Raw genomic sequence first — 19,897 nt, 5'->3', positions numbered from 1 at the left:
GATTTTTTTGAAACCAAATTATCGATTGAAGAACGTAAGATTAACAACCATTGTTTTAGCAATGGCTGCATTAACCTTGTATTCCTGCGCTGTGGAAAAATATATCCCCGAAGATGAAAAACTTTACACGGGTGCTGAAATTGAAATAAAGAGTGATTCCATCATTGAAAATGAACCGCAATTGAAAGCAGTTTTGCAAGAAGCATTGCGGCCCAAGCCCAACAGCAAATTTTTGGGGATGCGCCCTGGACTTCATTATTATTACAAGATGCAGCAGGAAAAACCGGGTTTTTTAAATCGGTTTTTTTACAAAAGAATAGGAGAGGAGCCAGTCTACGAAAGCAGCGTGCAACCTTTTGAGGTTGAGGAAATTCTTATCAATAGATTGGAAAATAGGGGGTTCTTTTACAGTACGGCAACTTCAGAAATGATTGAGGAAGAAAAATACGCTTCAGCAAAATATACTGTTACCGTGCCAAGTCCGTACCGGATTGCCTCCTATCAATTGGACAGCCTCTCGGAACCTTTTTATTCTGAAATAAAAGAAAGTGTAGCAAATACGAAGCTGAAACCGGGAATGCGTTTTGACCTTTCAAACTTGAAGCTGGAACGCGAGCGGATTGATAGCGAACTGAAGCAAAAAGGATATTATAATTTCAACAATGGTTTTTTAATTTTTGAAGCAGATACCAATCAATATGACAAAAAACGTTTCGATTTATTTTTGAGGCTAAAGAATGAGACACCAGCAAAATCTGTTGTTCCTTACAGAATTTCAAAAATAAACGTTTACCCAAATTACAATGTGGGCACCGATTCACTTTCAAATGAAGTGATTCGTTTCAATGAAAAAAATTATATAAATGGTGAGGATTTTTTCAAATCAAAATATTTGGATCCATACATCACATTAGAGGAAGGCCAGCTTTATAGTCCTCAAAATTCAAAAAATACGGCACGCAGACTTTCAACCATTGGCGCATATAAATTTGTAAATATTCAATACAAGGAAATAGATACGTTGCTAACGGATAGTTTGGGAGCGCTGGAAGCGAATATTTTTCTTTCGCCTTTAAACAAAAGAGCCATCCGCGCTGAACTGCAAGGAGTTACAAAATCAAACAATTTTGCTGGTCCGGGATTGGCACTTACCTATACCAACCGCAATCTTTTTAAAGGAGGTGAAATATTAAATATCACGGGAAGAGTAAGTTATGAGGTGCAAGCCGGCGGCGGCGATTCTGGGGGGAGAAGCAGTCTGGAGTTGGGGTTGAAGAACGAACTCATTTTCCCAAGAGTGATTTTTCCAATAAAAATAAATAGCGACTTTTTTGAATATGCGATTCCGAAAACCAAAACCAGTGTTGGTGTGGACTATTTAAACAGAACAAAACTGTACTCCCTTATTTCCGGCACAGGACAATTTGGATATTTGTGGCAGGCAAATCGATATGTTACTCACGAAATTATTCCAATTTCAATCAATTACACAAAACTTTCAAATACTACACCAGAATTTGAGCAAATTCTTGATGACAACGAATTTTTACGACGAAGTTTTGAGCAGCAGTTTATTTCGGGTCTCAATTATTCCTTTACCTACAACGGGATGGTTGACGCGGGAAAAACACATCAATTTTATTTGAACGCAACGCTGGATGTTGCCGGAAATTCAATCAGTTTATTCGGAAAGGAAAACGAAGAGGGAACTAATGAATTTTTAGGTTTGGAATACGCGCAGTATGCAAAGGGTGATGTAGATGTGCGCTATCACTTCAATTTTGCGAAAGAACAAACCATCGCAACGCGACTTTTTGCGGGATATGGGCTCGCGTACGGAAATTCTGATGTTTTGCCGTATGTGAAGCAATATTTTGCCGGTGGTCCATATAGCGTTCGAGCCTTTAGAATACGGTCGCTCGGCCCGGGAACCTATACAGATGATGGCACCAACCAAAGTAGCTTTTTTGATCAGACCGGAAATATCCGTCTTGAAGCGAATGTGGAATATAGGTTTCCCATTTTTTCATATTTGAAGGGCGCTGTATTTGCGGATGCCGGAAATATTTGGAACAGCAAAGAAAACGAAGCATTGCCGGGAGGTAAATTCACTTCTAATTTTCTGAATGAATTGGGAATGGGAGCAGGCTTCGGGCTTCGGGTTGATGTTCAGGGATTTGTAATAAGGTTTGATCTTGCCGCACCCTTTCACGATCCTTCACAGGAAGTGGGACAACGCTTCGATTTTAGGTACGATGAACCCATATTTAACTTCGCCATAGGCTATCCTTTTTAAAAGGCATAAAAATTCTCTTCAATTTAAGTTGAATAAATCAGAACCTGCATAAAATTGAGAATGAGCAAAATTTCAATAAAGCCCAAATAGAAAAATCCCCATTGCGGGGCAACAGGGATTTTAAAAATGTTTAAACAAAAATAATCTATCTTGTAATATCGTTGATTTCTTGTTTAGTTGAATTTTTCAACTTGTCGTATTTATCTGAAATACTGGCCTCGACATCCTGTGCAGTCTCCTTGATTCTTTGGCCCGTATTATTCACTTTGTTTTTAAGATTTTGCTTTTCAGCTGGAGTCATATTTTTATATTTCCAGAATGCAAATGCACCTGCTCCAATTCCTAAAAGTGCCAATAATCCTTTTCCTTTATTGTTCATAGTTTTTTGTTTTTTAGATATTTAGTGTGAAGATATTACAAATTGCATTGCTACCTATATTTTCGAATGCACTTTAGTATTTATTTAATACCATCCCTTAAAACTTTAATAAAAACAAGCACTTATTGTCCACCCATATCGGTTAGAAAAATGGCCAATATTACTCCCAACGCAGCAGCAACCCCAGTATAATAACTATCTTCCTTAAAAGCCTGCGGAAAAACCTCTATAGCCAATGATGCTATAACAGCTCCCGCTGCAAAACAGCGTATATAAGCCAAAAATTCCTTCGAAACGTCAGCTAACAATAGGTTGCCAGCAATTGCGGAGATTGACAGTAAAACGGCTGTAGCTACCCACAGAAAAAGTATTTTCCTTTTATTTCGGCCATTATTTGCCATTTCCTTGGCTCCCCCAGCAGCTTCTGGAAGATTGGACAAAAATATAGAACCAGATAGTGCCGCCACAGTCAAAGGATCGGCACCAATAAGCGCAACGCCCAAAGCGAGATTTTCAGGAATACCATCTAAGGTAATTGCCGCCAAAAGGCCGCCGCCATTACCACTTCCAAATTTTCGTTTAACATAATAATCCAATATGCAAAATACAAAGGCACCCATTAATACACTCGCTAGCGCGTACATCAACGGCGCTTGATGGCTGGCTGGCTCAATAAGTTCAAGAATTGCCGAAACCATTAAAGCACCTCCAGCAAGCGCCACCAAAAATCCTTCAGTAGATCCAGACAATTTTCCATAAATACCCCAAACGGCACCCACAATAAGAGCTGCGGAAACAACGATGATTACAATGAAAGTCATTTAATATATTGATAGACTAAAATAATTAAAGTGTTTATAATAATATTTATAACTATTTAAAAGAAATGGTAAAATAAAAAAACATCTATAATATTTTGTTTTTCAATAATTATATAAAATTTATTTGAGTTCGTTGTAATTTGGGAATACTATATTTGCAAAATAGTATTCTGTTTTTCGAGTTTCGAAAAATGATTTTACATTTCCAAATTTTCAATAAAAACCTATGAACAACCCAATTGAAAAGTCTGATATTAGAATAGCCGTTATCGGCCTTGGCTACGTAGGGCTTCCGCTTGCGCGGCTTTTTGCTACCAAATATCCCGTAATCGGTTTCGATATTAATAAGGAACGCGTGGCCAACCTGCAAAAAGGCCATGACGATACGCTGGAAGTTGCGGATGATATTTTGAAGGAAGTTTTATTGAAAAACAATCCCATAAACTCCTTGAATTCAGAAGAGAGTAATAACGGTCTATTCTGCACTACAGATTTGATGGATATTCAGGATTGTAATTATTATATAGTTACGGTCCCAACCCCGGTAGATAAAAACAATCGCCCAGTCCTCTACCCATTATATGCCGCAAGCGGGACGGTGGGCAAGGTGCTGAAGAAGGGAGACACCGTTGTTTACGAATCTACCGTATATCCCGGTGTCACGGAAGATGAGTGCGTGCCAGTTCTTGAAAAGGAGAGCGGACTTCAGTTTAATACAGACTTTTACGTGGGTTACTCCCCAGAGCGCATTAATCCCGGCGATAAGGAACACACCGTTGATAAAATATTGAAGATCACTGCCGGATCTACGCCGGAAAGCGCCGAAAAGATCAATAGCATCTACGCTTCGGTAATAACGGCGGGAACATATTTGGCACCCACCATCAAGGTTGCGGAGGCCGCCAAGGTTATAGAAAATTCGCAGCGCGATATCAATATTGCCTTCGTAAATGAATTGGCAAAGATTTTCAACCTTTTGGAAATTGATACCCACGAAGTACTTAAAGCCGCTGGCACCAAATGGAATTTTCTACCCTTTAAACCAGGTTTGGTGGGTGGACATTGCATAGGTGTAGACCCTTATTATTTAGCTCAAAAGGCACAGGAACGCGGTTACCACCCAGAAATTATTTTGGCCGGAAGAAGGTTGAACGATTCCATGGGCGAATACGTGGCATCACAGGTGGTGAAGTGTATGATAAAAAAGGGAATAGCTATAAATGCTGCTGAAATTTTAATGCTGGGCATCACCTTTAAGGAAAATTGTCCCGATGTTCGCAATACCAAGATTGTTGACGTTGTTGCTGCATTAAGGGATTACGGTATTAATGTGACTATTTTTGATCCGTGGGCCAATCCGCAAGAGGTAATGCACGAATACAATACGGAGACGGTGAAAAATGCTTCGGAAATAAACAAAACTTTTGATGCCATTGTTTTGGGCGTTTCGCATAATCAGTTTTTGGAAATGGATTTAAATCCTTGGAAAAAGGAGAATTCCATAGTTTATGATGTGAAGGGTGTTTTAGCGGAAAGCAACGCCAAGCTATAACGTATATTCTGAAATATTGATTTGAGAATTGGTATTTAAGTCTTCAAACAATTTTGAAACATCTTAGGAAGCAACGAAAAGAATGAATTTAGAACAGTTTAGGAGTTTAGAAAATAAAAAAGTTTTGGTAACCGGAGGCGCAGGATTTATTGGTTCCAATCTTTGTGAGGCTTTGTTGGATTTGAATGCGAAGGTAACCTGCTTGGATAATTTTGCCACAGGACACAGGCACAACATTACGCCATTTCTTTCGAACGAAAATTTTAAGATGGTGGAAGGAGATATCCGCAATCTTGAAACCTGCCAAGCTGCTTGCGAGCATCAGGATTTTGTGCTGCATCAGGCGGCTTTGGGCTCTGTACCCAGGTCAATAAATGATCCAATTACTTCAAATGATGTAAACGTGGGCGGCTTTTTGAATATGCTGGTAGCAGCGCGCGATGCCGGTGTAAAACGCTTCGTATATGCCGCTAGTAGCTCAACGTATGGCGATAGCGAGGCACTTCCGAAGATTGAGGATAAAATAGGCAATCCACTTTCGCCATATGCAATTACTAAATATGTAAATGAATTATATGCAACCATCTTCAAATCTACGTACGATCTAGACAGTGTGGGGTTGCGGTATTTTAATGTATTCGGGAGAAGGCAAGATCCGGAGGGAGCCTATGCCGCGGTTATTCCTTTATTCGTAAAGAAATTTATGGCGCACGAAAGCCCAACAATCAATGGCGATGGAACATTCTCGCGTGATTTCACGTATATTGACAATGTGGTGCAAATGAATCTGCTCGCCATAACCACAAAAAACAATGAAGCTTTAAACCAAATTTACAATACGGCGGTAGGTGATAGGACCACCTTATTGCAATTGACGCAACTGTTGAAAAAACATTTAAGTAGTTTTAATCCCGCTATTGCCGATGTGCCCATTACCCACGGTCCCAATAGAAAAGGAGATATTCCGCATTCATTGGCTTCTGTGGAAAAAGCGGAGCGTTTGTTGGGTTACAAACCGAGCCATACCATTGATAAAGGTATTGAGGAGGCGGTGCGCTGGTATTGGGAAAATCTTTAGGCAATTGACAATTAGCAATTAGCAATGATTCTTGACGATACTTTTTTTGTTGAATTGTGTAAATGGGGTTTTCGATACATTTTTTATTTTCACTTTGGTTCAATAAAAAACACTTGAAATTACATTATATAAATATTTAAAGATACTATGGAAACGGAAAAAAGGATTTTAATAACTGGAGGCGCAGGATTTATTGGATCGCACGTGGTTCGTGAATTTGTTACAAAATACCCAGATTATAAAATCTACAATCTTGATGCGCTTACGTACGCCGGTAATTTTGAAAATCTTACCGATATTGAGAATTCTCCCAATTATATTTTTATAAAGGGGGATATTACGGATGATGCATTCATAAATAATCTATTTGAAGAAAACCGCTTTACCGATGTTATCCATCTGGCGGCGGAAAGTCACGTGGACCGCTCTATTACCGATCCGTTGGCGTTTGCCAAGACCAATATTTTGGGAACTATGATTTTGCTTCAGGCATTCAAAAAAACGTGGCAGAATGACTGGACCGGAAAACGATTTTACCATATAAGTACCGATGAGGTATATGGCACTCTGGGAGAGAGCGGACTTTTTACCGAGACCACTTCGTATGATCCCAATTCGCCCTATTCGGCTTCAAAGGCAAGTAGCGACCATTTTGTGCGTGCATATGGTGAAACATACGGACTGCCATATGTGATAACCAATTGCTCAAATAATTACGGGCCCAACCATTTTCCGGAGAAATTGATTCCATTGTTTATCAACAATATTATAGAAAAGAAACCGCTACCGGTTTATGGTGATGGCAACTATACAAGAGATTGGCTCTACGTGATAGATCACGCAAAAGCAATCGATCTGGTTTTCCATACCGGAAAAAATCACGAGACCTACAACATTGGCGGTTTTAACGAATGGAAAAATATTGATCTTGTTAAATTACTTTGCCAGCAAATGGATGCGAAACTTGGTAGAACCGTTGGGGAAAGTGAAAAGCTAATCACCTTTGTAAAAGATCGTCCGGGACACGATTTGCGGTATGCCATAGACGCATCAAAAATAAATAAGGAACTTGGCTGGAAACCAAGTGTTACCTTTGAGGAAGGCCTTTCAAAAACCATAGATTGGTACTTGCAAAATAAAGCCTGGATGCAGAAAGTCACCAGTGGCGATTATCAGAAATACTATAAAGAACAATACTTATAAAAAAATGGAAGTTGAAAAAACCAATATAAAGGATTGTTTTGTGATTGCCCCAACTGTTTTTCAGGATAGCCGCGGTTATTTTATGGAAACCTTCAATGAAAATACTTTCAAAAAAGCAACGGGTCTTCAAATTCGTTTCGTTCAGGATAACGAATCACAATCCAATTATGGAGTAATTAGGGGACTTCACGCGCAAAAAGGAACAATGGCGCAGGCCAAGTTGGTTCGTGTATTGAAAGGTGAAGTTTTGGATGTTGTGGTGGATTTTAGGCCAGATTCACAAACCTATCTTCAACATTATTCAATATCGTTAAGCGCAGAAAATAAGAAACAACTTTTTGTGCCGCGTGGCTGCCTGCATGGTTTTTCGGTATTGAGTGGGGACGCCATCTTTTTCTATAAATGTGATAATTTTTACGACAGGCAGGCGGAATACGGCTATCGCTTTGACGATCCGGCCTTTGGCATCGATTGGCAGATAGCTCCTTCAAAAAGAATTATTTCAGAAAAGGATATGCAATTGCCTTTTTTTGAATCTGAAAAAAAATAGTGCTATGTCAACCATCTTGGTAACGGGAGCCCACGGCCAACTCGGTTCAGAAATTCGAAAGATATCCACGAACTTCGCGCAATTCAATTTTGTATTTGCTGGAAGGGACGAAATGCCTTTGGAAAACAAGGATGCAATCGTGTCTTTTTTGGAAAAGACAAAACCTTCATGTATCATTAATGCAGGGGCATATACGGCTGTGGATAAAGCTGAGACGGAAAGGGAATTGGCCGATCAAGTGAATCACATTGCAGTAGGTGTAATTGCCAAATGGTGCAAGCTGAACAATACGAAGCTCATCCACATTTCAACCGATTATGTTTTTGATGGGAACAGCCAAATCCCGCTTGATGAAGCGGCGAAAACAGCGCCAGTGAATTGGTACGGGGAAACAAAATTAAGAGGTGAGGAAGCCATATTGGAGGCTATGAATGACGCTATAATCATTAGGACGGCGTGGGTTTATTCAGAATATGGAAATAATTTTGTAAAAACCATGCTTCGTTTACTAAAGGAACGCGACCGATTAACTGTGGTGAACGATCAAATAGGTGCGCCCACGTATGCGTTAGATTTGGCGGAAGCTATCCTGAAGATTGTAAGTTCGGGGAAATGGGAGACAGGAATTTTTCACTACTCGAACAAGGGGAAAATCTCTTGGTTTGATTTTGCAATCGCCATCAAAGAGCTTGCACAACTGGAATGTGAAGTAGTGCCGGTACCTTCGTCCCAATTTCCCACAGCAGCCAAAAGGCCAAATTATTCATTATTGGATACTTCAAAAATAGAAAAGACCTATGGGGTGCAAATTCCCTTTTGGAAGGATAGTTTAAGGAAATGCTTATTTGAGTTAGGAGTTAGGAGTTAGGAGTTAGGAGTTAGGAGTTAGGAGTTGTGAGTGGTCAGTGTTCTGTATTCAGTAATCGGTGGTTAGAGAAGTGTATATTTTTGAAATTTTAAATGAGTAATTAAAAATAATATAAAAATGAAAGGAATAATTTTAGCTGGCGGTTCGGGAACTCGGTTGCACCCTCTTACACTTGCGGTAAGCAAGCAATTGTTGCCCATTTATGATAAACCTATGATTTATTATCCGCTTTCGGTTTTATTGCTTGCGGGCATTAAGGATATATTGATTATCTCAACGCCACACGATTTGCCCAATTTTGAAAAATTGCTGGGTGATGGAAGCGAATACGGAATACATTTAAGCTATAAGGAACAACCTAGCCCAGACGGATTGGCGCAGGCTTTTATTCTCGGGGAGGAATTTATAGGCAATGACCCCGTATGCCTGGTGCTTGGCGACAACATTTTTTACGGTGCGGGACTTAATAGGATTTTGCAGGATGCTGTAAAAACTGTTGAAAACGAAAATAAGGCAGTGGTTTTTGGAAATTATGTAACAGATCCCGAAAGATATGGGGTTGCTGAATTTGATGCGGAAATGAATGTGGTGAGCATTGAGGAAAAACCTGCAAAGCCGAAATCCAATTTTGCCGTAGTGGGGCTTTATTTCTATCCGAATTCCGTTGTGGAGATTGCGAAAAACGTGAAACCTTCCCACAGGGGGGAATTGGAAATCACCACGGTGAATCAGACCTATTTAGAGCAGGAATCGCTGAAGATGCAGCTATTGAGCCGCGGTTTTGCTTGGCTGGACACGGGAACCCACGAAGCCCTGACCGAGGCTACCGAATTTGTAAAGGCCGTTGAAAAACGTACGGGCCTTAAAATTGGTTGCATTGAGGAAATTGCCTACCACAAAGGTTGGATGACCAAGAATCAACTTAAGCAAAAAGCGGAAGAATTCAAAAAAGGGGAATACGGGCAATACTTGGCGCGGTTTATCAATGAATGATTTTTTTTAGTTAGGAGTTAGGAGTTAGGAGTTAGGAGTTAGGAGTTAGGAGTTGTGGGTTGTGGGTTGTGGGTTGTGGGTTGTGCGTTGTGGGTTGGGATCAGAAAGAATCTAAATTCCACTCCCACCGAAGACACATTTTAATGAACACTCCCCAGCATTTACATTTTAAACCTTAAATCTGAAACCTTGAACCTAAAATCTTGTTCTTTCTAATTACTAATTATTCATTACTAATTATTCATTATTCATTATTCATTATTCATTATTCATTATTCATTACTAATTACTCCTCACTAATTATACATTTAAAAAATCACATCTTGTTAAATAAACTCTAAACTCCCTGCCCTCGCGCAGGGTTTTTTTTATATTCCCTTGAAACCTTATAACAAAAAGCGCTTTTATGATAAAAGCATCCACTTCTATTGAAAATGAGGATTTAATCGGGGAGCTTGCAGATGGACGTAGGACCGTGAAGGACCTTCCGCACGGCGGGTTTCTTTTTTTGGAGCACGACGTGCCCTTTCTTCTTATCTATAGAAAACGTGAAAATGATCATTCCACCCTTCGGCTTGCCAGAACCGGTGCCAGCTATTTGATTATTGGAGAAACGCATTTTGAATATTTCCGTGAATTTCTTGGTCAGTTGACCCAAAAAATGAGCGCCCGCTTTGGCAGTTTCTTTTTAATGGAACTATACAGCGGTGCATTTGGAAGCAACGAATTTGTAATCCGCGGGCCTTCCCACAAACTCCCGGTATCCTTGGAAGTACTTCAGAAAGAACTTGACACCATTGAAAGCCGAAAGTACGGCGTTCAATTGCAAAGCAGGATTGAACAAACCAAACAGCGGCAGCAGGACAGCGAGGAATCGCTCATGAGCATTTCAGAAATAAAGGAATGCGGGGGAACATTGATAGGGCTTGAAGTACCGCCCATTTACAGGGATGTTGCCGGGAATGTTTTTCCGTTGTATTTCAGAAAGTTTCGGGAAGGATTTGCCGAGGCGGTACAGAAATCGGTTTTTGAATTTATACGCGTACAGACCTCCAGCGATCTTGCCAGTTATTACGCCTTGGGGAAAAGGGAAATCCATAAGGAAGTTTTTAAAATGGATAGGGCCCTTACCCAGATTGAGAACAGCTATCAATTTCTGCTATTGCTGGCACCCGTGAACATTCAGCGGATGCGCGAACATTTTTTTGAATCCAATTTTGAAACGCTGGAAGAATACCATTATCGGCTTTTGCCCGTAGATCCGGATATTCTGAAACGAAAGCTCTACAATCTGGATATTGATAAAATAGATGATCCCGCCCTTTCGTATCTATTTGACGAAAAGCGGGAGGAGATAGATCAGCAGTTGACCATGCTGAAGGAGCGCGGTTCCAAAAACTTCTTTTACAGCAGCGTGCGATTGTATAAAGGGTTGGAAAAACATATTCTTACTGAGGCAGAAATGATTCTTCAGCAATTGCCTGAAGATGTGGAGGAAACGGATGCTGAAATAATCGATGCCGTGGAATTTGGAGCCATGGCCACCGAAGAATTTGAATTCTTCAGAAATCAGGATCCCAATTATAAAGGAAAAGTACATATCCGTAAGGATGTAAACGTAATGATGGTAAGCAATGGCGAACTTTATCTACCAGCGGATTATACCCTTACCCAGAATGACGCCAAGGCCTTAATACAGCACGAAATAGGAACCCATTCCCTAACACACTTTAACGGGTCACGGCAGCCCTTGAGTCAGTTGAGCGTTGGCTTTGCAGATTACGATCCCTTGCAGGAGGGCATTGCGGTACTTTCAGAATATTTGATAGGCGGACTTTCAGCAAACAGGCTGCGGATATTGGCGGGAAGGGTAGTGGCGGGGGCTGCGCTTTTGGACCACGCAGATTTCAGGGATGTTTTCAATCTGCTGTACACAACGCACCATTTTTCCAAGGATAGGGCCTTCAATATTACATCACGTATGTTCCAGGGCGGTGGGTTTTTAAAGGACATTATTTATCTGAAGGGATTGGTACACCTTCTGGATTATATAAAGAACGGTGGCGATCTGGAGTTTTTGCTTTCGGGAAAATTCGCCCTTAAACACGTACCGATGATTACCGATTTAACGGCGCGCGAACTTTTGCAACCTCCAAAACTGAAACCGCGTTACTTGCAACAAAAAGATTTTGAAAAACGAATGGACAAACTAAAAGAGGGAATTCCTCTTTCAAAAATGATAGCAACATGAAAATATGTTTTGTAATAAGCGACATTAAGACCGAGACCTGCGGGACCACGGTAGTATTATTGAGAAAAGCCCATACAAGGGGGCATGATGTGTACGTGATGAGCGTGGGCGACTTTATATTCCAGCACGATGAGAACATAAGTCTGCGCTGTAAGAAACTCCCCAAATCGCTGAAAGGGGAAACCGTTGAGGAATTTTGGGCACAGGTACAGGACGATAAAATGAAGTATAAAGCCGTGCCGAGTGCCGATATGGATGTTGTTTTTCTTCGGAATAACCCAACCGAGGAAACCTCAGATAGACATTGGGCAGAGCACAGTGGTATTGCCTTTGCGCGAATGATACAGCAGAGTGGCGTTTTGGTGCTTAACGATGCCTTTGCGATGAGCCACGCTTTTATTGATAAACTATATTTTGAGGAATTGCCCGCAGAAATAAAACCGGACAGCATTATCACTCGCAATAAGGAGGATATATTGAAATTTTGGGAGCAAGCGGGAAAGAAAATGGTACTGAAACCCTTGGAAGGCTCGGGGGGACAGGATGTTTATCTTATAGACAAGGACAAGAAAAATCTAAACCAGATTGTAGATACCATCAGTGCCAAGGGATATATCATAGCACAGGAATTTTTGCCGGAAGTGAGCAAGGGCGATGTGCGTGTGATTTTAATGAACGGGAAAATACTGGAGGAAGATGGCGAAATGGCGATCATACGCAGGGTCAATAGTGATTCCTCGGAATTCAGGAGTAATCTGGCGCTGGGCGCCAAGGCCAAGAAGGCGAAACTGACCCCGGAGATTGAGCGTATTGTGGCACTGACTGCCCCAAAACTGATCAGGGACGGACTTTTCTTTGTGGGGCTTGACATTGTAAAGGATAAGCTGATAGAAATAAACGTACTGAGCCCGGGCGGATTGGATTATTGCGAAAAGATAAAACTACCAGCCTTTACCGATACCGTAATTGAAGCGATAGAACGGAAGATGGAATATAGAAAGTATTATAAAAAAACACTCAGCAATCGGGAATTGGCTACTATGGATTAGTTGATGGTTAATGGTTGAAAGTTCAGAGTTGAAAGTTTAAAAGTTTAAATGTTTAAGAGATTAGATGGGAGTTTGGTTTTCAAGATTGAGTTTGGCGCTAAATTATTACTAATTACACATTATTAATTGCTAATTGCTAATTGTTCATTGCTAATTGTTATTAGTTCAATTTGAATTTAAACAACATAGCTATTATTTTTGTAGAAGTGGAGATGTTTTAGGAAACCTTTTCGCTTAATTAAATTAATTAAAACCATATACTCAAAAAACAGAAAGAGATAACAATGCTTAGGAATAGAGAAAATTTGCCTCGCGTGGTTGGTGAATATAGCAGCGGAAACAAGGGACCGCTCCTGTTCATAACGGGAGGGGTACACGGAAATGAACCCAGTGGTGTAATTGCGCTTCAGAATGTTTTTAAGATCCTAAAGGATGAGAAACCTGAAATAAACGGAAAGGTTGTAGGTGTGATAGGAAACCGGGATGCCCTAAAGAATGGGGTTCGGTATATAGATGAAGACCTTAACAGAACGTGGACCGTTGAAAATATTGAGGGAAACATAAAGGACACTTACGAAAAAAAGGAGATGTTTTCCATCATTGAAGTGCTAGAGCGGTTTCCGGAGGAGGATTTTACCAAACGTTATTTCTTGGATTGCCATACCACCTCAGCGGCGAGCGAGCCCTACATTTCTGTACAGGAAGTAAATGATAACGATGCTTGGGCGCATCAATTTCCTACCTACATCATTCGTGGTTTTTCGGATATTGTTTTAGGCTGTATAGACCATTACGAAAGCAGGATTGGCATTACAGGCTTTGTTTTTGAAGGAGGACAGCACGATAGCCGCATTTCAAAAGTGAGCCATGAAGGGATGATCTGGCTGGCCATACAGAATGCTTGCGGCCTCAACCTCGAGCTTTTGCGCCATTATCCCGAATCTGTTAAGTTGCTCAACAAGAAAAAGGATTCGCAAAAAACCTTTGAAATAAAACATAGGTATGGACTGCAGCCCGGCGATGACTTTAAGATGGAAGCGGGTTACACCAATTTTCAGCCTATCAAAAAAGGGGAGTTGCTGGCGCACCACAACGGACAGTCTGTCTTCAGTGAATGGGATGCGTATATCTTTATGCCCCTTTACCAGGCCCAAGGGAATGATGGGTTTTTTGTGGTTGAGGAAGTTTAGCGATTGTTGATCACTAATGAATGTTGAATTTTGAATTCTGAATTTTGAATTTTGTGGGTTCTCTGTTCTCAGTTCTCAATTCTCTGTTCTCAGTTCTCTGTTCCCGGTTCTCTGTTCTCGGTTCTTGATTCTTAGTTCTTGATTCTCGATTGTCTGTTCTCGGTTCTCGGTTCTCGGTTCTCGGTTGTCTGTTTCCAGTTCTCGGTTGTCTGTTCTCGGTTGTCTGTTCTCGGTTCTCTGTTCTCGGTTGTCTGTTGTCGGTTGTCGGTTCTCGGTTCTCTGTTCTCGGTTGTCTGTTGTCGGTTGTCGGTTCTTGGTTCTTGGTTCTCGGTTCTCTGTTCTTGGTTCTTGATTCTCTAATCTTGTCCTATATTCTTTGTTTTTAGAAATTAATTGTTGGTTTATTGGTTATTTATCATTTATGAATAATTACTTTTAGTTTCTTCAATTCTAAAAATTCATAATGAATAATAACAAAATAGAAATCTCTGGGAAGTATTTATTGAAGGTGCTGTTTATAATTGGCGGTGTGTTGGCACTACTGATTATAGGTTCCGGGATATTGATGCCCTTGGCGGTGGGTGCGATTATCGCTGTGCTGCTGGACAAGCCTACGCAGCAGTTCAAGAAATGGGGATTGCCCCATTGGCTTGCCATAACCCTGTCTGTTACGCTTATGGTCATTGTATTTTCACTGCTTTCGTGGTTGGTGGGTTCACAGATAAATGCAATGGCAGACGACTGGCCCACCATCAAGGAAAAGGGAACTGAAAAGTTGAACGCCGCAAGCGAGTGGGCCAATGAAACCCTTCATTGGGATTACGAAAATTACATTGAGGACAATCAAAAGATAGTGGATAAGTTGGAAGGAATGGCGGGTGCTTTTCTTTCCTCATTTATCAATTTACTATCGCAATCGCTTATCATTTTCATATACATCATTCTATTGCTATTGCAGAAGCAGATGTTCATGAATTTCTTTAAGAAGTTGACAGACCATCCCAAGGCTATGGCGTTGATGTTACGGGACTCATCGAAGATAGTGAGCAGTTATCTCATTGGGAAAAGCAAGATTATGGTATTTCTATTTGTGATCTATTATGCGGGATTCCTGCTTGGCTCTGTACCGTATGCATTGTTCCTGGCACTGTTTGGGGCCCTTTTCTCCATTATTCCTTATGTGGGAAACATTATAGGTGGGGGAATAGCCGTATTGCTTTCATTTTTGTACGCAGGCACCACCCCAGCACTCATTGTAATTGGCGTAATCTCTGCGGCGCAGCTGGTAGAGAATTATGTACTTACGCCGTGGATTATAGGGGACGAAACGGATTTGAATCCTTTTATTACCATCTTTGGCGTGATCCTCTTCTCGGTAATCTGGGGGACGGTGGGAGCCATCATTGCCTTGCCATTGGTAGGCGTCCTAAAGGTACTATTTGAATATACCAAGGGAATGGAAGCGTATGCTTATTTGCTGAAGAAATAGTTGGTGGTTGTTGGTTGGTGGTTGGTGGTTGAATGTTGTGGGGTTTTTGTTCTCGGTTGTCTGTTGTGGGTTGTGTGTTCTCGGTTATTGGTTGTTGGATTTTGAATTTTGAATGTTGAATGTTGAATGTTGTGGGGTTTTTGTTCTCGGTTGTCTGTTGTGGGTTGCTCACTAATGAATTTTGAATTTTGAATTTTGAATGATGAATGTTGGGGTTTTTTGTTGTTGGTTGCTCACTAATGAATGTTGAATGTTGTGGGCTTTTTGTTCTCGGTTGTCTGTTTTCGGTTTTCGGTTGTCGGTTTTCGGTTGTTGGTTGATGGTTGATGGTTGATGGTTGTTTGTTCTCGGTTCTCGGTTCTTGGTTCTTGATTCTTGGTTCTTGATTCTTGATTCTTGATTCCCGGTTCTTGGTTCTTGGTTCTTGGTTCTTGGTTCTTGGTTCTTGGTTCTTGGTTGTTGGTTGTTGGTTTTTGATTTTCTATTCTGAAAATTAATTAGTTGCTTCAGTGAAATATAATTTTAGCTCACGATAGTCTTTCGCTGTCCTGATGGGTGGTTATTTCTTTATGATCCTTTTTAGTATTTGGATGTTTTCTGATTCAATTTGAATAAAATAGATGCCGGCAGCAAATTCTTCTAAATTGATGCTGATTTTCTTATTGTTGGGGTTGAAGCTTTTTAGCGTTTGTCCCAAAGGGCTAAGAATTGTTATCGATGAAATGGTTTTGTATGAATCAAGATACACCACCTCCGTAACGGGATTGGGATAAAGCTCCAGGGAAGTCAGTGGATTTTCAGTATTGCCAAGGTTGCAATCATCTATAAATACAGTCTGTGGGGGAACAAGGGTGAAGTTTTGTTGTGCAAAGGCTATGTTATCCACACAGATTGTCTGCAGATTTGGGACGTTAAATTGTGCGTTGACACCCGAGGTGGTAGCTATACCGCCATAAGTAAGATTTACCGAGCAATCACTGTTAGGCACCAAAAGCGTATTATTGCCGTTTTTTAGATTTATATATTCCAATTGGGGGCTGTTTTGTATATAAAGGGAGCAAAGATTGGTATTTTGGGAAAAGTCCAAAGTCTCGGGTATTAAATCGCTGCCCAATGATATAGACTTTAATTGCTGTAAAAAAGTAAAGTCTATATTGGTTATTGAGGTATTGACTATGTTAAGTAATTCCAGTTGGGGATGTGCGGTACCATCGAGGGACTGTAAATTAGTATTTTCAACAGAAAGAACACTAAGGGCCGTAGTGGAAGCCGTGGAAAGATTTTGTAAAGGTGAATAGCTTGCATCCAGCCATTCAAGAAGCGGATTATTAGTGATATCTAGATCAGTTACGTTTGAATTCTCTATACGAATTATGTAGAGATTTCCATTTTGGGAGGTGTTCAGTGATGAAATATCCGTAAATCCTGCCCACAGCTGCACCAATTGGGTGTTGCTGGAAATATCCAGGGAAGTTATGGGGTTTGACCTACACAATAAGTCCTGTAGGTTTGTAAATGCGCTGATACCGGTAAGATCTGAGACATTTTTATTCATTACATTAACAACTGAAGTAGCCTGCGCCTCGCTTAACTGTATTTCGCCATCATTATTAGTATCTATGGGAGGGGTATGGTCCAAGAGTGCCTGCTTGAAGTTGGCATCCGGAATGTTTACGGTCTGTGAGAAAGTGAGTTGGGAAATTATAAAAAGACATGTTGTTATGAAAAGTTTCATATTCATACGATTATTAGGCAAAGATAGTAATTGATGTTAGACTTGAGATTTGAGATTTGAGACTTGAGAAGTGTCTTATGAGACTTAAGATATATGACATAAGACGTAAGACCTAGGACTTAAGATGTATGACATAAGATGAAAGATGTATGACAGAGATTTACAATTGACGATTAATGATAATTGTTTCGGGGTTAATCCTAGTTAAAATTCACATAATAGAAAAAGACCAGCAATTTTGCACAGGCTTCAACTACGGTTAATTTGTTTTAGAGTTGAAGGTGTATAAAACGCCGGTCTTTTATAATGGAGCTTGGCTTAGATTGCCGCTTCGATAATACTCAACGTATTATAGGCTCCTTCAGATAATGGATACTGAACGCCATTTATTTCTTGAAAAAATTGGATTCCAAGAAGATAGATGGATGGTCCTGTACCCGACGGCACATCTGCTGGGGTTAACGTAGCCTGGGTGGAAACCAGGTTAATGGGCAGATTTACCACAGGGCTTTCGGTTACTTGAAATTCGCCAGTGGCGAAATCTATAACCATAAAAGCCGACATAAAACTTACGTGCGTAGCCGCCGATGGATAGTTGAGATTTTTAGCGGTAATAAGTACCGGAATCTCAACTTCCCCACTGGCATTATCTAGCGTGTAAGGTGCATTAAGAATAGCGTATAGAGGGGCTTCATCATTAAAGTTGAAGTTTTTTAGCAATGCAATTCCCTCTGGGTTTTGAATGCCAATCTCTACCCGACGCTTCCCACGAGGGGAAGTGTTGTCGAAATACTTAATTCTGGTCATAACCTGAGTCAAACGTGAGACTGAGGTATTGTCTTTAGCAGACAGCGTCAACCCTGCTGCTGCCTTACGCAAATACTTGCCTGCCGTGGCGCTTAGACCAAATTCAGACATGTTTTCACGAGTTCTTGCGAATTTTGCTTCGCTTAGGATACGGTCTTTGTCCACACCGCCCTTCATGCGGACTGCGTATCCTTTCTTCAATTTGTAAAAATTGATGTCCTCTAGGGTTCCAACAATTTTTAATGGGCCTCGTTGCTTAGGCATAGCGCAATATTACGACGGGTGTTGAGCCCCTGCAAATACAGGCTTCTTCAAACAAATGATATGTTTTTTTTATGATATTAAGAACTGTTTTTAAGTAAAATCGGCTGGTATTTCTTTGATACATTTTTCCTATTTACAGTCGTGCCAATGGAACTGAAATACTTATTTTTCCCGTTAGGATTTGTATGGGGCTTTTATAATGCCTATCCGACTGAATTTCTTAAAAACGTCTTGTTTTCTTCTTTTCGATGATATTTCTGGAAACTCTTCATATTCTATAGGGTGGGGTAAGGTGCAATCATGGTGGGAGTATCATGGGAGTATCATGCTATTGTCAATTAGCAATGATCAATTAGCAATGATCAATTAGCAGTTAGTAATTATTAATTATGTGAAGAGCTAGTTTGATGAGATTGCCGCGCTTCGCTCGCAATGACGGATGATAAGTTGTTGTTTGTGGGTTGTTGGTTGTTAGTTGTTAGTTGTTGGTTGTTGGTTGTGAAATGTATATCCTTAAAATCAAGAGATTAACATAGTAATTATTTAATTAATGGGGTGCTGTTTCTTGCAATAACATCAAAAAGCTTGATAGTTAATTAATTGTGATATTAATTATTTGGTTATCAACATATTAACAATTAATTGTGTTGATAACTTTGTCGTTTAGTTGTGAATACTATTTTTTTAATTATCTGATATACATACATTTATAAGTTATTAATTTTAACAATGTTAATAATTAGTTGAAAACGTTGCTTTGCTTTTTATTGGAGTTCATTTCAAATGTTATAACATTGCATTAGACATTAACCAAGTCTTTTTTAACCAAATATTAATCTTTGAATCCGAGTATGAAAAAAAATGAGCTAAACATTCATTTAGTTTAGGATTGTTGATTAAAAGTTTTTGAGCTTTTAATTTTCAATTGAAGGACTTTGTTCTTTTATTCAACTAAGGGTGTTGTTTTATTGAAAATTAATTTAGAAAGCATGGGTAGATTATGTGTTTACGCCAAGGATTTGGCGGTTATTTTGGGAAAGACCCCAGAAACCTGCAATAAAAAATTGCGGGAGATTCGAAAAAAGTTAGGGAAGAAAAAAGATAGCCCCATAACCATCCCCGAGGTGGCGGAATATCTGGAAATAGACGTGGCGTTGATACGCGAGGTTATTTTTATGCGAGACAATCCGCGTGCAAATGTTTCTAAGTGAGTGCCTTGGCTCTATTTGCCTTGTTCTTTTCGACAGCTTTTTTTACGGGAGCGTTTTGTTGATTTTCGAGTTTTAAAAAATCATTTTGTTTTCCTAATCAGTTGATTATGGCAATTACTTTTTATTATTAGTTATCTTTTGCGTTGCTACTCAAAATGACA

16 protein-coding genes are annotated in these 19,897 nt (G+C 40.1%); 12 read left to right on the top strand and 4 right to left on the bottom strand.

What is annotated here, in order from left to right:
* The first annotated feature begins 61 nt into the window (after positions 1-61).
* Complete coding sequence (gene tamL, locus KIV10_RS07180) at positions 62-2,296, top strand: translocation and assembly module lipoprotein TamL (protein ID WP_214112838.1); 2,235 nt, start codon at positions 62-64, stop codon at positions 2,294-2,296.
* Between the two features lie 145 nt (positions 2,297-2,441).
* Here the strand turns inward: tamL and KIV10_RS07175 are convergent, their stop codons facing one another.
* Positions 2,442-2,675 carry a YtxH domain-containing protein gene (locus KIV10_RS07175; protein ID WP_214112837.1) on the bottom strand — a complete coding sequence of 78 codons (234 nt, stop codon included), beginning with the start codon at positions 2,673-2,675 and terminating at the stop codon, positions 2,442-2,444.
* A 122-nt stretch (positions 2,676-2,797) separates the two neighbouring features.
* Positions 2,798-3,496 (bottom strand): ZIP family metal transporter, encoded by a 699-nt coding sequence (locus KIV10_RS07170; RefSeq protein WP_214112836.1) that lies wholly within the window; start codon positions 3,494-3,496, stop codon positions 2,798-2,800.
* A 226-nt stretch (positions 3,497-3,722) separates the two neighbouring features.
* Between KIV10_RS07170 and KIV10_RS07165 the strand changes: the two genes are divergently transcribed.
* The 10 genes from KIV10_RS07165 to KIV10_RS07120 all read left to right on the top strand — a co-directional run bounded on the left by KIV10_RS07165 (position 3,723) and on the right by KIV10_RS07120 (position 15,719).
* Entirely contained in the window at positions 3,723-5,048 is a 1,326-nt protein-coding gene (locus tag KIV10_RS07165) for a nucleotide sugar dehydrogenase (protein WP_214112835.1), read from the top strand.
* A gap of 82 nt (positions 5,049-5,130) precedes the next feature.
* Positions 5,131-6,126, top strand: a complete 996-nt coding sequence (locus KIV10_RS07160; protein ID WP_214112834.1) for an SDR family oxidoreductase — start codon at positions 5,131-5,133, stop codon at positions 6,124-6,126.
* 147 nt (positions 6,127-6,273) lie between these two features.
* The gene (gene rfbB / locus KIV10_RS07155; RefSeq protein ID WP_214112833.1) at positions 6,274-7,329 is read left to right on the top strand and encodes a dTDP-glucose 4,6-dehydratase; all 1,056 of its coding nucleotides are present in this window, start codon (positions 6,274-6,276) and stop codon (positions 7,327-7,329) included.
* Between the two features lie 4 nt (positions 7,330-7,333).
* A complete protein-coding gene (rfbC, locus tag KIV10_RS07150) occupies positions 7,334-7,879 on the top strand; it encodes a dTDP-4-dehydrorhamnose 3,5-epimerase (RefSeq protein WP_214112832.1) in 546 nt (181 codons plus the stop codon).
* 4 nt (positions 7,880-7,883) lie between these two features.
* Positions 7,884-8,747, top strand: a complete 864-nt coding sequence (gene rfbD, locus KIV10_RS07145; RefSeq protein WP_214112831.1) for a dTDP-4-dehydrorhamnose reductase — start codon at positions 7,884-7,886, stop codon at positions 8,745-8,747.
* A 117-nt stretch (positions 8,748-8,864) separates the two neighbouring features.
* Positions 8,865-9,740 (top strand): glucose-1-phosphate thymidylyltransferase RfbA, encoded by an 876-nt coding sequence (gene rfbA / locus KIV10_RS07140; RefSeq protein ID WP_214112830.1) that lies wholly within the window; start codon positions 8,865-8,867, stop codon positions 9,738-9,740.
* A 406-nt stretch (positions 9,741-10,146) separates the two neighbouring features.
* Positions 10,147-11,991: a flavohemoglobin expression-modulating QEGLA motif protein gene (locus KIV10_RS07135; RefSeq protein WP_214112829.1), complete on the top strand. Its 1,845-nt coding sequence runs from the start codon at positions 10,147-10,149 to the stop codon at positions 11,989-11,991.
* Positions 11,988-13,040 (top strand): glutathione synthetase, encoded by a 1,053-nt coding sequence (locus tag KIV10_RS07130; protein WP_214112828.1) that lies wholly within the window; start codon positions 11,988-11,990, stop codon positions 13,038-13,040. The genes KIV10_RS07135 and KIV10_RS07130 overlap by 4 nt, the downstream gene beginning before the upstream one ends.
* A 284-nt stretch (positions 13,041-13,324) precedes the next feature.
* Entirely contained in the window at positions 13,325-14,230 is a 906-nt protein-coding gene (locus tag KIV10_RS07125) for a M14 family metallopeptidase (RefSeq protein WP_214112827.1), read from the top strand.
* 463 nt (positions 14,231-14,693) lie between these two features.
* Complete coding sequence (locus tag KIV10_RS07120) at positions 14,694-15,719, top strand: AI-2E family transporter (protein ID WP_214112826.1); 1,026 nt, start codon at positions 14,694-14,696, stop codon at positions 15,717-15,719.
* A gap of 559 nt (positions 15,720-16,278) precedes the next feature.
* Here the strand turns inward: KIV10_RS07120 and KIV10_RS07115 are convergent.
* Positions 16,279-17,454, bottom strand: a complete 1,176-nt coding sequence (locus tag KIV10_RS07115) for a T9SS type A sorting domain-containing protein (RefSeq protein ID WP_214112825.1) — start codon at positions 17,452-17,454, stop codon at positions 16,279-16,281.
* A 318-nt stretch (positions 17,455-17,772) separates the two neighbouring features.
* The gene (locus KIV10_RS07110) at positions 17,773-18,525 is read right to left on the bottom strand and encodes a hypothetical protein (RefSeq protein ID WP_214112824.1); all 753 of its coding nucleotides are present in this window, start codon (positions 18,523-18,525) and stop codon (positions 17,773-17,775) included.
* Between the two features lie 989 nt (positions 18,526-19,514).
* On the opposite strand from KIV10_RS07110, the gene KIV10_RS07105 reads away from it, so the two are divergent.
* Positions 19,515-19,736, top strand: a complete 222-nt coding sequence (locus tag KIV10_RS07105; RefSeq protein ID WP_214112823.1) for a hypothetical protein — start codon at positions 19,515-19,517, stop codon at positions 19,734-19,736.
* The last annotated feature ends 161 nt before the right edge of the window (positions 19,737-19,897 follow it).

Source organism: Aequorivita echinoideorum, from assembly GCF_018476645.1.
Classification (GTDB): Bacteria; Bacteroidota; Bacteroidia; order Flavobacteriales; family Flavobacteriaceae; genus Aequorivita; species Aequorivita echinoideorum.
Note: the sequence above shows the minus strand (reverse complement) of the source record. Positions and strands in the feature narration are given on the sequence as shown.

Bases quoted from the DNA above. Each gene is read 5' to 3' on its own strand.
- KIV10_RS07110 (WP_214112824.1), bottom strand. From the start codon at position 18,525: ATGCCTAAGCAACGAGGCCCATTAAAAATTGTTGGAACCCTAGAGGAC.
- rfbA (WP_214112830.1), top strand. From the start codon at position 8,865: ATGAAAGGAATAATTTTAGCTGGCGGTTCGGGAACTCGGTTGCACCCT.
- rfbC (WP_214112832.1), top strand. From the start codon at position 7,334: ATGGAAGTTGAAAAAACCAATATAAAGGATTGTTTTGTGATTGCCCCA.
- KIV10_RS07125 (WP_214112827.1), top strand. From the start codon at position 13,325: ATGCTTAGGAATAGAGAAAATTTGCCTCGCGTGGTTGGTGAATATAGC.
- KIV10_RS07175 (WP_214112837.1), bottom strand. From the start codon at position 2,675: ATGAACAATAAAGGAAAAGGATTATTGGCACTTTTAGGAATTGGAGCA.
- KIV10_RS07165 (WP_214112835.1), top strand. From the start codon at position 3,723: ATGAACAACCCAATTGAAAAGTCTGATATTAGAATAGCCGTTATCGGC.
- KIV10_RS07135 (WP_214112829.1), top strand. From the start codon at position 10,147: ATGATAAAAGCATCCACTTCTATTGAAAATGAGGATTTAATCGGGGAG.
- KIV10_RS07130 (WP_214112828.1), top strand. From the start codon at position 11,988: ATGAAAATATGTTTTGTAATAAGCGACATTAAGACCGAGACCTGCGGG.
- rfbD (WP_214112831.1), top strand. From the start codon at position 7,884: ATGTCAACCATCTTGGTAACGGGAGCCCACGGCCAACTCGGTTCAGAA.
- rfbB (WP_214112833.1), top strand. From the start codon at position 6,274: ATGGAAACGGAAAAAAGGATTTTAATAACTGGAGGCGCAGGATTTATT.
- KIV10_RS07170 (WP_214112836.1), bottom strand. From the start codon at position 3,496: ATGACTTTCATTGTAATCATCGTTGTTTCCGCAGCTCTTATTGTGGGT.
- KIV10_RS07115 (WP_214112825.1), bottom strand. From the start codon at position 17,454: ATGAAACTTTTCATAACAACATGTCTTTTTATAATTTCCCAACTCACT.
- tamL (WP_214112838.1), top strand. From the start codon at position 62: ATGGCTGCATTAACCTTGTATTCCTGCGCTGTGGAAAAATATATCCCC.
- KIV10_RS07105 (WP_214112823.1), top strand. From the start codon at position 19,515: ATGGGTAGATTATGTGTTTACGCCAAGGATTTGGCGGTTATTTTGGGA.
- KIV10_RS07160 (WP_214112834.1), top strand. From the start codon at position 5,131: ATGAATTTAGAACAGTTTAGGAGTTTAGAAAATAAAAAAGTTTTGGTA.
- KIV10_RS07120 (WP_214112826.1), top strand. From the start codon at position 14,694: ATGAATAATAACAAAATAGAAATCTCTGGGAAGTATTTATTGAAGGTG.